This is a genomic window from Sphingobacterium sp. N143 (assembly GCF_030325625.1).
Lineage (GTDB): Bacteria > Bacteroidota > Bacteroidia > Sphingobacteriales > Sphingobacteriaceae > Sphingobacterium.
On record NZ_JACAIS010000001.1, the window covers coordinates 826,219 to 839,903 of the forward strand.

Below are 13,685 nucleotides of genomic sequence, written 5' to 3' on the forward strand. Positions count from 1 at the left end.
TTGACGAATCAACTGGAGCGTATCAACAGTTTATCTGGATAGCAGATCAGCCTCAATAATGGCATCCGCAAATTCTTTGGGAGCCTCCTGTGGCAGGTTGTGCCCGATCCCACCGGTCAGGGTATGGTGGTTGTACGGTCCTTTATATTTGGAGGCATAATTTTGCGGTGGTGGAAACGCTGCCCCGTTGGCATCACCTTCCAGGGTCACCGTCGGTACAGTGATATCCGGTGATTTGGCGAGTCTGGCTTCCAGCTCATCATACCGTTTCTCTCCGGGAGCCAGCCCCAGGCGCCAGCGGTAATTGTGGATCACGATAGCAACATGGTCGGGGTTTTCAAACGATTGGGCTGATCGCTGATAGGTTTCCGCATCAAAGGACCATTTAGGGGAGGCTGTTTTCCAGATCAGTTTGTTAAAAGCCTCCGTATTTGCCTTATAACCATTATAGCCCCTTTCTGTCGCGAAGTAGTACTGGTACCACCACAAGAGTTCAGCATTGGGTGGAAGCGGGTTTTCATTTGCTTTGGGGCTTCCGATCAGGTATCCGCTGACGGCCACCAATGCCGAAACACGTTCTGGCCAGAGGGCAGCCATAATATCCGCAGTCCTCGCGCCCCAGTCAAAACCACCAACAATAGCTTTATCTAGTTTAAGTGCATCCATGAAAGCAATGATATCGAGTGCCACAGCAGACTGCTGTCCATTCCGGACTGTCTTTGGAGAAACAAAGGTCGTTGTTCCATAGCCCCTGAGATACGGGACCAGTACCCGATATCCTTTTGCTGCGAGCAATTCGGAAGATTTTTCAAAACTAAGGATATCGTACGGCCATCCGTGGAGCAGTATAACGGGTTTTCCTGTCTTTGGTCCAACCTCGGCATAGCCCACATCAAGCAGCCCGGCCCTGATTTTCTTTGTATGCTGAAATACAGAATGTATTGGACTGTCCACCTCCGGCTGTTTATGCTGGGAAAGCTGCTGGGCCTGAAGTGATGATGGACCAGTTACCGAAAGTAATGTCAAAGACAGGGCAAACATCGCCTTTTTGCCAAAATTTGTTATTGTGTTCATTGTATCTGATTATTTAGTGAGGTAAATTATTTCAGCCGTATCGATTATTGCGGAAATTTTAGTGGATCAGTGTCCAATATGTCCGCGATACGCTGCGTTATGGAGTCATGGGGAGGTATTTCACCATATTCGGTGGTATATTGCAGTTTACCGTCCTTTCCGGATTTTACTGCCTCCACCCGGAGGAGCTCACCGTTGACCTTGCTCCCAAAATATTGTGGATCTTCCTGCATTTTATAGGTAACGAGTTTTAAGGAGACCTGCCCCTGATTGTTTGTCGGTTCTTCCAAAAGAGACAGCCCTTCCCGGTTCCCATATAGCGCCGACATGGTCTGCCGGTCAGGGTTAAAAGAAGATGAGATGAACTGCAGTTTGCCTGGTTCAAACATGAACCGTATTTTTCCGTTATCTTCAAGTTGCGCCCCCTTGCTGCATGCAGCGAATATTAAGCTGCTCAGCAGTAGCATGGATAGGATATTTTTCATTTTGTGACAGTTTTTAGATAGTGTTCGATCAGTTTTTTGGAGTTCACTTTTGGCGGAACATTGAACAGGTAACCTGTCGGTTCTGCCAGCTGTCTATGGCAGCTGATGCAGGACTGCTGGGCAAAGAGTGCGGTTTTTCCGGTCGGTTTTAACTCCTGACCATTGAATTTCGCAAATCCCCAGCCTTCGGTATCTGTATAGGTTTTTCCATCTTTAACCATGTATTGCATGTTCACAAAATCACCGGGTACAATATCCCCATTTGGTTTCCGGGTCTGTTTGAAGACCGCCTTAGCGACTGCGCTGCCATCAGGCCAGGGATGGAAGCTTTCCTCTTCAATGGCACGGACAGCGATGTCATTTCCGTAAATCACACGGACCGTATTGTCGATGAGTGTGCTCATCCCGATCACCTTCCAGTTCTTAAAATCAGCATTGTACCGAATTCCGTTCGGTGACACTGGTGTATTGGTAGGTGATGTCTCCTTTACCTGCTCTGGGCCATGATGTGCTGGTATAAAACTATCTTTTGCAGATAGGGACAGGGCATACTGTTTTATGGTCGCCACATCAACTGGAGAAAGTTTCGAGCCTGGATGCGTGAGCGCATAGGAGGGCAGGGGCATCTTACCTACGTTTATCATGTTGTAAATGGCGTAAAACTTACCTTTTTGTTCCGCATCGGAAAGCTTATCCCACTCGGAAAAATTCATCACTTCACGTGCCCGTTTTATATCTTTGTTTACGATCCACGATACCGGGGCGATTTTGTCAACGAAGGACAGCTGCTGTTCGTTGGAGTGGCAGTTGAAACAGGAACGTTCCAGGATCAGCTCGACCTGTCTGGGGACATTCCGCATGTGTCCGGTCACCGGTTTCTGTTCGACTGTTCCATTGAAAAATTGTAGGACGATAAAGCCCGTCACAATGCAGAGCAGTGTAGTGGGTATCAGTCGGATTTGTTTTACGTATTTCATGATGTTTGCGCTTTTGTTGGGTTAAAATTACGGTAAGGCCCTACGTTGGAGAAGCTCAAAACCGTTGAACCGGACATATTTCGGGTTGAATTCTTCTTTTGTATCCTCGAAGCGGACAATCCGCGATCTATAATTTTATGTTGGAGGCATCCAGGATCACCCCAGATTTCCTGTCCTGTTCAAAAGCGATGATTTCCCAGGCATTATTGCTTTCCGGAAGCTTAAAGGAAAAACTGTCCTGTGCTTTAAGCGCCCGGCTCTGCAGGTCGCGCACCACCTGTACATGGGACAGCGCTTTTCCGGCATTCTCTCCCGCAGATACCTGCGAGGAAGCGTGTTTTTGGACGAGCGCCATCAGGATATCCGAGTTTTTGAATGTTGAGGCAGAGCGGTAGCCGACCTGGACATTTTTACCTTCGGTTTTTAGTACTTTGAGACTAAGGTTCTCTGCATGAGATTCCAGCATGGCGGACTGGATGCCGCTGATGACTTTGCCGGTTTCCGATCCGACCATTTCCTGTCTGCCATTGATGACCATCTGTGGCGTATAGAGCGTGCTGAGGTTCATCCATGTGGCGTACTGTTTCTGTCTTTCTGTAAATTGGTTTTTGCTAAACCGGTCCTTCCAGCCCTGATGGTCCCAATAATCGACGTGGAAGGCCAAGATGTAAAGTTTTTTGTTCCGATTGTCCTTTTCAAGTTTTGCAATCAGTTCATCTGCCGGCGGGCAGCTCCAGCAACCCTCTGAGGTAAAGAGTTCCACCACCGCAAAGCTTTTGTTCAGGTTGCTGTTTTTAATATTTTGCAGTTCTTTATCCTCACTGAATCCTTTGAATGCCATGATCAAGGCAATGATCAAGGGTAGGCTTAGGACGTACAGTATTTCTTTTATTGATTTCATGTTCTAAATTTTAAGATGCCTGGATTCTGTTGTTTAATTGAAGATTTTGAGGGAGAATCCGAAATCCTGTGGCGGAAGGCAGACCTGATCGCTGCACTGCATAAACTGGATGGTTCCCCGGATTGTTCCGTTCTTGCCTTTGAGCCTGATCTTCTGACCGAATTCGACCTCGTTCTCAAAATAAGTGACCGGCATGCCCAGCAGATTTTCAAACTTTTGGCGTGGCGTGGGCTGGGTCACATTTCCCAGCAGCTGGTAAGACGGGTCAGGCTCGAATTTAAAGTTCATTTTGATCGGGCTCTGGGCACTGTTGCCCAGAGCGTACATATGCCATCCCGGTGGGATTTTGGCTTTCATCAGAATTTCCCCCTCTTCAGGAGATTTTCGTTTAAGTGAACATTCCCATGTCACCTGACCGGATACAGTCTGTGTTTTCGCATGTGAGCAGAACATCATCAGAACTGTCATCGCTAAAATTGCTAACCTGTTCATTTCTATATTTTTTATTTGTTAAACCTTAAGTTCTTTGTACAAAGAGAGGGAGGAGAAATATATGCAGCCTCCGACGATTATTTTCGCAGGGGTTTAAAGGCTGCTCGTAGTTCTTCCGTAAAGATCTGTGGCTGTTCCCATGCCGCAAAATGCCCTCCTTTTGGTGCTTTATGATAATAATATAGAGAGGGATAAGCGGCTCTGGACCAACTTTCCGGAGCTTGGTAGATTTCATGTGGAAATACAGAGATGGCCACCGGAACCTTTATGCGCGCTGTTTTCTGATGCTCAGCACTGAAATTGTTATTGTTATTTTCCCAGTAGAAGCGGGATGATGACGCTCCGGTATTGGTCAGCCAGTACAATGTAATGTCATCAAGGATCGCGTCGCGGCTGATAACCTTTTCAGGTTTCAGGTCACTTTCTGTCCATTCAGCAATCTTTTCATATAAAAAAGCGGCTAATGCACTTGGAGAGTCGGAGAGTAGGTAGCCGGTGGTCTGAGGTCTTGTTACCATTATCTCACCATAAGCTGCGTTTCTTCCAAAGAAAGCACGCATTGAAGTATATGCATTAACTTCGTCCTGAGAAAGGCCTGCCGGAACAGGATCCCCAGCGTTGATCGATTTTACCAGTTCTGCGGGAATTGTGGCCGGCATGGTCAGGTGGATACCCAATAGTCCCGAAGGAGCCTGTCTGGCAAGGGCGTTGGAGATTACCGATCCGTGGTCACCACCTTCAGAAACATATTTTGTGTACCCTAGGCGTTTGACCAGTGTATCCCAGGCTTTGGCAACACGGTCGGGATTCCAGCCAAGCTCTTTTGGGATTTCCGAAAATCCATATCCCGGAATCGCGGGAATGATCACATCGAAGGCATCCTCAGCTTTGCCACCGTAGTGAACAGGATCGGTAAGCGGACCGATTGCGTCAATAAATTCCAAGGGCGATCCTGGCCATCCATGAGTGAGCACAAGGGGTAATGCAGCTTTTTCTTTCGAACGTACATGGATAAACTGGATATCAAGCCCATCGATCCTGGTGACAAATTGTGGCAGGGCGTTCAGCTTGTTTTCAAGTTTACGCCAGTCATAGCCATTGCCCCAGTAGTCGATCAGCTCCTTTAATTGCGCCAATTGAATACCCTGTGATTCGTCATTCACTGTTTCCTTGTCCGGAAAGCGGGTCTCTGCAATACGTCTTTTCAGCTCATCAAGTTTAGCCTGTGGAATATTGATCTTGAAGGGTCTGATACTTGTATCAGATTTCGAAATTTCAGCTTTTTTTCTGCTGTCCTGCGCGTTCGTAAGTTTAGGAATGCTGAGTGCGAATGTCGCCATCATCAGGATTGTTGTCATTTTTGTATTCATTGCTTTTTTGTTTTAGATTTTTACAATCTGGTTTCTTTTGTTGCAACAAATGTATGCGAGGGAGTTTTCGCATTAAACAGACAATCGGTTCAAGTGGACATATTTACAACCGAACTGGAAATTTTGGGGCATGAGCAGACAGTTCCATATTCAGAAATGGGCTACTGGTCATCTGTTTTCTGTACTACTTTTTTTCTATGCTCACGACCCCAGGAGATCATCTCCTGGATGATCTTACCAAAAGTTCTGCAGTAATCCGTTGGCTGATATTCAACGAGCACAGGAGTGTCCGGATAAACCTTTCGCACAAGAAGTTTGTTCAGCTCCATATCCTTTAATTCTTTTGAAAGCATTCGGGTGGTAATGCCCGGGATGCTCCGTTCGATCTCCCTGAATCGACGGTGACCATTACATAGTGAGTTGATAATCGGAATTCTCCATTTTCCACCAATAAAGTACAGGGTGTCCTGTAAAGCTCTGAGTTCTTCGGCTTGATCTCTTTCCATGCGCTTGATTTTGGTATACTTTATTATACTGGTTACAAATATATACCAAATACAAGATATATTTGCATAAAAAAACACATGAAAAATTTAACAGATAAAATTGTACTGATTACCGGAGGAAATAGCGGAATCGGTTATGCTACAGCCAAAGAGTTCTTGGAGAATGGGGCAACGACAATTATTACGGGCAGAAGAAAACAGGCTATAGAAGAGGCGGCCGCTCGGATAGGGGGACAGGCTATGGTCGCAGATCAGTCGAAGGTTGCAGATATAGAACATCTGGCCGAGGAAATCAAAAGGCAATACGGAAAACTCGATGTTCTTTTCATCAATGCCGGGATAACCGGGGAAGCAAGCCTGATCAGTGATGCACAAGAAGACAACTTTGATCATGTGATGGACATCAACCTTAAAGGAGCCTATTTTACATTGAGCAAATTGATTCCCCTGCTCCAGGATGGAGCGTCCGTCATCTTCCTTTCATCCAACGTCGCATCAATGAATAAGCCGCAGAGCTCCGTTTATCAGGCGAGTAAAGCGGCGCTGAATACCATAGCGAAAACAGCGGCACTGGAACTTGCTGACCGAAAGATTAGAGTAAACACGGTAAGTCCTGGCCCCACGCGCACGGCGGTCCTAAATAAAAGTTATGATTCCCAGACAGCGGATGGTATATGGGATGATCTGGCGCAGGTTCTTCCGTTGAAAAAAATTGGAATCCCCGAAGACGTTGCAAAGATGGTTGTATACCTCGCCTCAGATGCAGCGTCGTTTATAACGGGCAGTGACTTTGTTATCGATGGTGGCATGAAAATAAGTTAAAATTGTGGCATGTATACAGGGGGGCATAGATGGTTATTCAGCCACAAAACTTTTAACGCTGCGATTGACCAGTTCATGGCCAAAATTGTCCAATTCAGCTATTTTAGATGTGCATAGCCCTGATGAACGCTTTAAGTTTGCCACATAAACATTAATAAAAAGTCAGATGAAAACACTTAACAAAGTTACAATTGCAGGAGCACTATGTTTAAGCCTATTTTCCACCGTAGCATTTTCGTGCAGTGATGAAAATGATTATCCAGCAGGGCAGGAGGCCCCTTCTGTAAATCATGCTAATGCAAAGACCAATTTCATTCAGGTGAAAGGAACAGCTTTCGCTTATCGAAGCTGGGGTAAAGAAGGGGGAATTCCTTTGGTATTGCTACCAGGAACTGGCGGTTCAATGGATGATTGGGATCCAGCTGTGACAGATGGTTTAGCGAAGCATTATAAATTGGTCATATTCGACAATAAAGGAGTATCATCTTCAGCAGGTACCACACCCAATACGATACAGGACATGGCCAATGATGCCATTGATTTCATCATCGCCATGAATCTTGGAAAAGTGAACATCATGGGATTCTCGATGGGTGGATTTGTGGCGCAAAGAATTGTTTTGACAGAGCCTGATCTAGTTAATAAAATGATATTGGCTGATAGTGGACCTAAGGGAGCCATTGGGCTTTCCAATCTTCCCAATATTATTGCAGGAAGTGCCGGACTTAGCCCCGAAGAATCCTATTTGAAGTTTGGATTTACCGATTCACAGGCCAGTACTGCTGCAGGCAGGGCATCTTATGCCAGAGTTCATCAACGGATGACTGATAGAGATCCAGTGCTTAGTGATGCGACCTCAGCAGCACAATTTACAGCTGTACTTGCCTGGGCGCAGCCGGATGCAGGAGCACTAGATGAAATTAAAGCGATCAAAAAGCCCGTTCTGCTTGTTCATGGTGATCAGGACCTTCCAATTTCCATCCAAAATGCCCACAATATGAAGCAGAATTTGGAAAACGCCACCCTTTTAGAATTTCCAGATTCAGGTCATGCTGCCTTCTATCAAAACTATGAGGCCTTCTTAGCAAAAGCAGTCCCGTTTTTAGCCCAATAAACCCATGCATAGTTACAATCGATCCTATATTAAATAAAATGAAGCATTGGGGGGCAGGTTTCTAAAGTCTGCCCCCCAATGCTATTGATAAAATTTATATGGTTATCTATGACCTTACCTGATCAAGTCTAGTTCTTTTAATTTATCTAGTATCAGTTTGACAACCGCAGAGGTCCTGGCCCTATCAGTATAAGTTATCCATTCAAATGAGTCGATTTCACTCGCTGCTTTTAGTGTGCCCGAATAATCAGCAAAATAACAGGTCATCTTCACCACAGCATCAGCCTCTTTACCATCGGCAGGAGCCTGAAAAGTATCAAAATAACGGATAGAGTCATCTTGAATTTCAACGTTAAGTTCTTCCACAATCTCCCTTTTCAGGCATTCAATATCGGATTCATTGGGTTCTTTTTTACCGCCAGGCAAATAGAGTTTTGATTTTGATTTAGACAGTGCTGTTAAGACCTTTTTATCTGAAATGCTGATCAATGCAATTTTATCTATTATCTCCTTATTCATACCCTAAATTTAGTCAATTAAAATGATGTATTATTAAACAACTATCCAATCAAGTATCTATTTTAGGGGCTCATAGAACTGATTATTTATTATTTTTAAGGTGATTATTCTTCAGGAGCAGACCTTGGACCGAAATATTTCTTCCGGAACCAAAAAGCAAGATTAACTAATGCAATCAGAGCCGGGACTTCAACCAATGGTCCGATAACCCCAACAAAAGCCTGTCCGCTATTGATCCCAAATACACCGATTGCCACAGCGATGGCCAGTTCAAAATTATTTCCAGCAGCGGTAAAAGCTATTGCTGTGCTCTGTGAATAATCTGCACCAGCCTTTTTACCAGCGATAAAACTGACAGCAAACATCAGTGTAAAGTAGATAACCAGGGGAACAGCGATCCGCAGTACATCGAAAGGAAGCTGCAGTAACATTTCACCTTTAAGGCTGAACATAACGATAATGGTAAACAAAAGCGCAATTAGGGTAATTGGAGAGATCAGCGGAATGAAACGTTTCTGAAACCATTCCTCACCTTTTAAAGCAATCAGTCCATATCTGCTGATGATGCCAGCGAGAAAAGGAATGCCCAGGTAAATACCTACGCTCTTTGCAATTTCAGCGATGGAGATATCTACCGAAAGTCCCGCAACACCAAAAAAGGGAGGAAGGACGGTGATAAACAGATAAGCATAAAGGCTATATAGGAGGACCTGGAAGATACTGTTGAGCGCAATCAATCCGGCTGCATATTCCCTGTTTCCCTCAGCCAGTTCATTCCATACCACCACCATTGCAATACATCTGGCCAGACCGATCAATATCAGGCCTGCCATATATTCGGGGTAGCCATTCAAGAACAGGATTGCCAGCACAAACATCAATACCGGTCCGATAATCCAATTCAGAAGCAGCGAAGTCCCCAAAACCCGCACGTTACGGAAGACCTTACCGATCTGTTCGTAGCGTACCTTAGCCAAAGGAGGGTACATCATCAGGATCAAGCCAATGGCCAAAGGTATGTTAGTTGTTCCACTGCTAAAGCTATTGATCCACAGAGTAGACGAAGGAAAGATTTTTCCCAATACAATGCCCAGGGCCATTGCAAGAAAAATCCATAAGGTAAGATAGCGATCAAGGAATTTTAATTTTGACTTCATCTTTTAAGTGTTGATCTGTGAAAAAACATAAAACATCTCTGTTGCTATCTGTACACTTCGGCTTGCATATACCTCGTCCTGTTCCGGGCTTCCGTCCGCGCTTTTAGGATCTTCAAAAGTCACCGGAATGCGTTTTTCAGCACCTGCAATAACAGGGCAGCCAGCATCAGCCTGTGAGCAGGTCATGATCGCAGCAAAGTTTGATACAGGGTTGAATGTGCTGTCGTACTTTTTGGAAAACCCTATGATAGGTGCCGTATTCTCACTCGCCTTGATCGCATAAACTGGGTTTTCGCCTTCGGAAATCTTAAAAACAGTAAAGCCCTGGGATATCAACGTCTCAACGACTTTCGGAAATAAAGCTGTTTCCTCCGTACCTCCGGAATAACAGATGACATCCTGTATGTTAAAGAACCATGCGGCTGTCTGCGCCCATACTTGGGACAGATGACTGCGCCGTGAATTGTGTGTACAGATAAAATTCAAATTGACCTGCTGTCCTGCATGTACCTTTTCCTGAATAAAGTTAATCAATGGAAGCAATACGGCCTTGCGCTCTTCACTGACCCGCCCTTCCCAGTCAAGTAGGCTGATGGTAGTTGATAATATAGGATAGATCATAAATAAAATCTATTGGGTTAACAACATCCCGAACCCGGCGTACAGCTGGATGATTGGATAATAGGCAGGTCAGCAAGATTCTTCTTTTGCTTTTCAGCAGGAATGCCGCAGGCATCCTGAGCAAGGCATGCTGTTGTAAGCGCTTTTAAAACAAAAGTTTTTCCATTGAAATCAAGGCCGTATTTGCCGATGGTGTCGCTCTGGTATTCCACTTCGATCTCCGCATCTTCGATGCCCAACTTTTCTTCCGAAAGAGTAATAATATGCAATAGTTTTCCAGGCTTTAAACGGTGCGCGTAATCATCCGCGTTCCAAAGCTGAAAGTTCACTGTCTTTTCGTTACGGATTACGCCACCGCAGTCTATAAAGTTTTTTGTGATCTGGCCCACTTCCGTTACGTGGAAGTGTTCGGGAACAAATGTTCCATTCTCTAACTGAAATTCAACATTGTCCAATGTTGGCAGGATTTCTTTAATTTCTGATAGTGTCATTTTACTGAATTTAAAAATATTAGAATTTATATATTGCAATATTACGATGATAATGTTTAAAAAAAAGCGCTAAGAGCAGCAGCTATTTACTTTTACATCCTGATTAAAGAAGGCATTGAAGTCTTCCTGAACTTTTTTCCAGACTTTTTCATCAATACAGTAGCAAACAGATTTCCCTTCAATAGTCCCCTGTATGATACCCGTGCTTTTGAGTTCTTTTAAATGCTGTGAGATGGTTGCCTGCGCAAGACCAAGCTCCTCGACCAAGTCATTGCAGATACAAGCTTTCTTATCAATAATATATTGAAGTATGGCAATACGGGCTGGATGTCCCAGGACCTTAAAAGCTGAAGCCAATTTATTGTGCCTGTCGGCAAAAATTTCTGATTTAGTAAGTCCCATATTTAATTGTAATATCGCAATATTACGATATTATAATTAAATATCCAAATAAAAGGATGAGGAGAGCCTTGGAGGAAGTGATGGATCATCGTTGTACTGGTATCGGTAGCGAGGTTTTCACAATTGAGATGCAGCAGCTCTTCCAAGAGTTTTTTAAGGACTGCGCCGTGCACTATATATGGATTCGGCCGGGATTACAAGAGTAATTAACCTTTTGGGTATCTCGGGCTAATTTTCGAGTTCGTTCATAACGACCTTAGCCATTTCTTTGGAGCTAAATGGATTCTGTCCGGTAATGAGGTTCTTGTCCACTACAACATTCGATGTCATTGGAAAAAAAGCTTTCTTCAGGTTAGCCCCCCCTTTCATGGCGAGTCTTTCACGGACCCGGTTGGCAAGTTCATTGTTATAAGCCATCACTTCAGTTTGTCTGTTACTTAAAATTACTTAAAAACTGCCATTGTCGCGAGATTTTTCCTCATGATGATTTGAAGAACAAGATAACCCAAGATCCAGATAAAGTTTTTCATCGTCAAATATATTAGTTAAATAAGTTGTTTTGCTAAAAATATTAGTACAATTATATTTGTTTACTTATATTTGTATTGTTAACCAATTTAAAAACAATGTATTATGAGTGAGTTGAAACAGTCGAAATATATCGATATCACGACAGATTATGGCTTTAAAAAAGTTTTTGGATCAGACACCAATAAAGATCTTCTGATCGCTTTCTTAAACGAACTTTTTAGAGGCCGCAAGGTTATTGCTGATTTATATTATAACAAAAATGAGCATGTCGGAGATACAGAGGATGTTGGTACCGTTATTTTTGATCTGACCTGTACGGCTGACAATGGCGAACGATTTATTATTGAAGTGCAACGCACGGCGCAGGTTAATTTGAAAAAGCGAATGCTTTACTACAGTAGTAAATTGATAGCTGATCAGGCCCCCAAAGGCAACCGAAGAGCTTGGAATTATGCAATTAGTGAAGTCTATATCATTGTATTGATGGATGGATTTACGATGCCCGAAGCGGGTGATGAGAAGTATTTTTTGCACGATATTTGTCTATGTTATCGAGATCATGGTAAAATATTTTACGAAGATCTGGGTTTTATATATGTGGAACCCCGAAGGGCTCTATCATGCCTAAATAGAGAATTAAATTAATGATAAATTGGTTAACTTTGTTAAAGCTGAGGCAGAGTTAGTTAATGATTTGGATCGTTGGCTTTTTATACTCAAGAATATGTCTTCGCTAAAGGGACTTTCCACCTATCTGCGGAAGCCGATATTTGAAAAGTTATTTCAGTTAGCAGAGTATAGTAAGCTAAAACCGGAGGAACGAGAGATGTACAATGTAAGTTTAAGGAATAAATGGGATGCGGAGAGTATTCGGAGCAGTCAGGAAGAGCTCCTGAAACGAGCGCGCGAAAAAGCAATGGCTGAAGGAAAAGCTGAAGGAAGAGAAGAAGGAAGAGAAGAAGGAAAAGCTGAAGGAAAAGAAGAAGGAAGAAAAGAAGGAAGAAAAGAAGGAAAAGCAGAGGTAATAAAAAAACTTTTGTCTTTGAATAAGTTTTCGTTTTCGGATATTGCCGAACTGGCGAATGTCACTGTAGAGTTTGTAAAGCAGATCGAGGCAGAGACATCCAAAGAAAAATAGAACATATTACCATTTAAGGTTTTATGGCCGCTTGGACAGTAGTATCCAAGCGGCCTTTATTTTATATGGACGAGGAGCAAAAGAGACATTGATGGAGGCCAGTATCGCAGCATGGAGGATTTTTATAATGGTGATTTCCAGCCTTAAATAAATCCAAAAATGCAGGAGCAAATAAGTTTAGGAAATTGACAAGGAATAGAAACGTCTCAGTAAAGTGAAAAAAATGACGCCAGGAAAATTGACGAACATACACAAGTGTCTGATGAAAATCGGGTTCGAAATTCAATGTAGCGGCGTAGACTCCTGATTTCAGGCTGGAACGGAGATAATGCTTTCAGGACTCAATAGCTAGATTGTCCGTGTTCTTGAATTTACTAAATTGTGATGATAAAAAAATCGGTTGTATGAAAAATGAACGGATAAGGCTATTAAAACTGATAGTGAAAAAGTTTGGGTAGTGTCTAATATTGCTTAAATTCAGGCTTTATGAAAAATATGGAAATCAGAAGAGTAACCTTGCATGACATCAAACTGCTACAAGAAATTGGGAGAAATACGTTTCTTGAAACATTTTCTGAAAGTAATACTGAAGAAAACATGGTTAAGTATTTAGCGGAAGGCTTTTCTATCGAAAAGCTGACCGAAGAACTCAACAATGCGCATTCCGAGTTTTACTTTGCTGTCAATGAGCAAGACGTTGTTGGATATCTGAAACTAAACTTTGGAGCCTCTCAAACAGAACTGAAAGATAGCAGCAGCCTTGAAATAGAACGTATTTATGTGTTACGGAAATATCACGGTAAAAAGGTCGGTCAAGTATTGTATGACAAAGCAATACAGGTAGCGAAAGAAAAGAAAGTAAATTATATCTGGCTAGGTGTTTGGGAAGAAAACCCGAGGGCTATCCGTTTTTACGAAAAAAATGGATTTGTGGAATTTGACAAGCACATTTTCAAATTAGGGGAAGATGAACAGACCGATATAATGATGAAAAAAAATATGTAAAAACCAACACTGTCTCATAAAAGTGTAGGTTATAGAAATACAGCCTTGAATACCTGTAGTTCACTTTTCCTCATTTTGGT

At 43.1% G+C, this 13,685-nt stretch carries 18 protein-coding genes; 5 read left to right on the forward strand and 13 right to left on the reverse strand.

The genetic code is table 11. The annotated features are described in order from the left end of the window. Nucleotides 1–30: 30 nt before the first annotated feature. The 7 genes from HX021_RS03590 to HX021_RS03620 form a co-directional block, all read right to left on the reverse strand. Nucleotides 31–1,074, reverse strand: coding sequence for an alpha/beta fold hydrolase (locus tag HX021_RS03590; protein WP_286588419.1), 1,044 nt, complete (start codon nucleotides 1,072–1,074; stop codon nucleotides 31–33). Between the two features lie 44 nt (nucleotides 1,075–1,118). Next, nucleotides 1,119–1,559, reverse strand: coding sequence for a hypothetical protein (locus HX021_RS03595; RefSeq protein WP_286588420.1), 441 nt, complete (start codon nucleotides 1,557–1,559; stop codon nucleotides 1,119–1,121). Next, complete coding sequence (locus tag HX021_RS03600; RefSeq protein ID WP_286588422.1) at nucleotides 1,556–2,536, reverse strand: heme-binding domain-containing protein; 981 nt, start codon at nucleotides 2,534–2,536, stop codon at nucleotides 1,556–1,558. Before HX021_RS03600 ends, HX021_RS03595 begins: the two co-directional genes overlap by 4 nt. Nucleotides 2,537–2,663: 127 nt before the next feature. Then, on the reverse strand, nucleotides 2,664–3,437 hold the full coding sequence (locus tag HX021_RS03605) for a DUF1223 domain-containing protein (RefSeq protein ID WP_286588423.1): 774 nt from the start codon (nucleotides 3,435–3,437) through the stop codon (nucleotides 2,664–2,666). A 33-nt stretch (nucleotides 3,438–3,470) separates the two neighbouring features. Further along, nucleotides 3,471–3,929: a protein-disulfide reductase DsbD N-terminal domain-containing protein gene (locus HX021_RS03610; protein ID WP_286588424.1), complete on the reverse strand. Its 459-nt coding sequence runs from the start codon at nucleotides 3,927–3,929 to the stop codon at nucleotides 3,471–3,473. 77 nt (nucleotides 3,930–4,006) lie between these two features. Then, complete coding sequence (locus tag HX021_RS03615; RefSeq protein WP_286588426.1) at nucleotides 4,007–5,299, reverse strand: epoxide hydrolase family protein; 1,293 nt, start codon at nucleotides 5,297–5,299, stop codon at nucleotides 4,007–4,009. Nucleotides 5,300–5,460: 161 nt separating this feature from the next. After that, nucleotides 5,461–5,805 (reverse strand): winged helix-turn-helix transcriptional regulator, encoded by a 345-nt coding sequence (locus HX021_RS03620; RefSeq protein ID WP_286588427.1) that lies wholly within the window; start codon nucleotides 5,803–5,805, stop codon nucleotides 5,461–5,463. A 78-nt stretch (nucleotides 5,806–5,883) separates the two neighbouring features. On the opposite strand from HX021_RS03620, the gene HX021_RS03625 reads away from it, so the two are divergent. Continuing rightward, nucleotides 5,884–6,627: a glucose 1-dehydrogenase gene (locus HX021_RS03625; protein WP_286588429.1), complete on the forward strand. Its 744-nt coding sequence runs from the start codon at nucleotides 5,884–5,886 to the stop codon at nucleotides 6,625–6,627. A 166-nt stretch (nucleotides 6,628–6,793) separates the two neighbouring features. After that, entirely contained in the window at nucleotides 6,794–7,741 is a 948-nt protein-coding gene (locus tag HX021_RS03630) for an alpha/beta fold hydrolase (RefSeq protein WP_286588430.1), read from the forward strand. 114 nt (nucleotides 7,742–7,855) lie between these two features. Here HX021_RS03630 and HX021_RS03635 read toward each other — a convergent pair whose 3' ends face one another. The 6 genes from HX021_RS03635 to HX021_RS03660 all read right to left on the reverse strand — a co-directional run bounded on the left by HX021_RS03635 (nucleotide 7,856) and on the right by HX021_RS03660 (nucleotide 11,348). Further along, nucleotides 7,856–8,260: an NUDIX hydrolase gene (locus HX021_RS03635; RefSeq protein WP_286588432.1), complete on the reverse strand. Its 405-nt coding sequence runs from the start codon at nucleotides 8,258–8,260 to the stop codon at nucleotides 7,856–7,858. Nucleotides 8,261–8,364: 104 nt separating this feature from the next. Then, nucleotides 8,365–9,417, reverse strand: coding sequence for an ACR3 family arsenite efflux transporter (gene arsB / locus HX021_RS03640; RefSeq protein ID WP_286588434.1), 1,053 nt, complete (start codon nucleotides 9,415–9,417; stop codon nucleotides 8,365–8,367). Between the two features lie 3 nt (nucleotides 9,418–9,420). After that, nucleotides 9,421–10,038 carry a low molecular weight phosphatase family protein gene (locus tag HX021_RS03645; RefSeq protein ID WP_286588436.1) on the reverse strand — a complete coding sequence of 206 codons (618 nt, stop codon included), beginning with the start codon at nucleotides 10,036–10,038 and terminating at the stop codon, nucleotides 9,421–9,423. Between the two features lie 17 nt (nucleotides 10,039–10,055). Next, nucleotides 10,056–10,529 carry a DUF6428 family protein gene (locus HX021_RS03650; protein WP_286588438.1) on the reverse strand — a complete coding sequence of 158 codons (474 nt, stop codon included), beginning with the start codon at nucleotides 10,527–10,529 and terminating at the stop codon, nucleotides 10,056–10,058. A gap of 69 nt (nucleotides 10,530–10,598) precedes the next feature. Continuing rightward, complete coding sequence (locus tag HX021_RS03655; protein ID WP_286588439.1) at nucleotides 10,599–10,931, reverse strand: ArsR/SmtB family transcription factor; 333 nt, start codon at nucleotides 10,929–10,931, stop codon at nucleotides 10,599–10,601. Between the two features lie 228 nt (nucleotides 10,932–11,159). Continuing rightward, entirely contained in the window at nucleotides 11,160–11,348 is a 189-nt protein-coding gene (locus tag HX021_RS03660; protein WP_286588441.1) for a hypothetical protein, read from the reverse strand. Between the two features lie 216 nt (nucleotides 11,349–11,564). On the opposite strand from HX021_RS03660, the gene HX021_RS03665 reads away from it, so the two are divergent. The 3 genes from HX021_RS03665 (at nucleotide 11,565) to HX021_RS03675 (ending at nucleotide 13,605) form a co-directional block, all read left to right on the forward strand. Next, complete coding sequence (locus HX021_RS03665; RefSeq protein WP_286588443.1) at nucleotides 11,565–12,107, forward strand: Rpn family recombination-promoting nuclease/putative transposase; 543 nt, start codon at nucleotides 11,565–11,567, stop codon at nucleotides 12,105–12,107. 49 nt (nucleotides 12,108–12,156) lie between these two features. Continuing rightward, a complete protein-coding gene (locus HX021_RS03670) occupies nucleotides 12,157–12,600 on the forward strand; it encodes a PD-(D/E)XK nuclease family transposase (protein WP_286588521.1) in 444 nt (147 codons plus the stop codon). Between the two features lie 486 nt (nucleotides 12,601–13,086). Further along, nucleotides 13,087–13,605: a GNAT family N-acetyltransferase gene (locus HX021_RS03675; protein ID WP_286588445.1), complete on the forward strand. Its 519-nt coding sequence runs from the start codon at nucleotides 13,087–13,089 to the stop codon at nucleotides 13,603–13,605. Nucleotides 13,606–13,685: the final 80 nt, after the last annotated feature.

Coding starts and splice junctions, on each gene's coding strand:
- HX021_RS03630 (WP_286588430.1), top strand. CDS start 6,794: ATGAAAACACTTAACAAAGTTACAATTGCAGGAGCACTATGTTTAAGC.
- HX021_RS03650 (WP_286588438.1), bottom strand. CDS start 10,529: ATGACACTATCAGAAATTAAAGAAATCCTGCCAACATTGGACAATGTT.
- HX021_RS03615 (WP_286588426.1), bottom strand. CDS start 5,299: ATGAATACAAAAATGACAACAATCCTGATGATGGCGACATTCGCACTC.
- HX021_RS03600 (WP_286588422.1), bottom strand. CDS start 2,536: ATGAAATACGTAAAACAAATCCGACTGATACCCACTACACTGCTCTGC.
- HX021_RS03620 (WP_286588427.1), bottom strand. CDS start 5,805: ATGGAAAGAGATCAAGCCGAAGAACTCAGAGCTTTACAGGACACCCTG.
- HX021_RS03665 (WP_286588443.1), top strand. CDS start 11,565: ATGAGTGAGTTGAAACAGTCGAAATATATCGATATCACGACAGATTAT.
- HX021_RS03610 (WP_286588424.1), bottom strand. CDS start 3,929: ATGAACAGGTTAGCAATTTTAGCGATGACAGTTCTGATGATGTTCTGC.
- HX021_RS03655 (WP_286588439.1), bottom strand. CDS start 10,931: ATGGGACTTACTAAATCAGAAATTTTTGCCGACAGGCACAATAAATTG.
- HX021_RS03595 (WP_286588420.1), bottom strand. CDS start 1,559: ATGAAAAATATCCTATCCATGCTACTGCTGAGCAGCTTAATATTCGCT.
- HX021_RS03635 (WP_286588432.1), bottom strand. CDS start 8,260: ATGAATAAGGAGATAATAGATAAAATTGCATTGATCAGCATTTCAGAT.
- HX021_RS03660 (WP_286588441.1), bottom strand. CDS start 11,348: ATGGCTTATAACAATGAACTTGCCAACCGGGTCCGTGAAAGACTCGCC.
- HX021_RS03675 (WP_286588445.1), top strand. CDS start 13,087: ATGAAAAATATGGAAATCAGAAGAGTAACCTTGCATGACATCAAACTG.
- HX021_RS03590 (WP_286588419.1), bottom strand. CDS start 1,074: ATGAACACAATAACAAATTTTGGCAAAAAGGCGATGTTTGCCCTGTCT.
- HX021_RS03605 (WP_286588423.1), bottom strand. CDS start 3,437: ATGAAATCAATAAAAGAAATACTGTACGTCCTAAGCCTACCCTTGATC.
- HX021_RS03625 (WP_286588429.1), top strand. CDS start 5,884: ATGAAAAATTTAACAGATAAAATTGTACTGATTACCGGAGGAAATAGC.
- arsB (WP_286588434.1), bottom strand. CDS start 9,417: ATGAAGTCAAAATTAAAATTCCTTGATCGCTATCTTACCTTATGGATT.
- HX021_RS03645 (WP_286588436.1), bottom strand. CDS start 10,038: ATGATCTATCCTATATTATCAACTACCATCAGCCTACTTGACTGGGAA.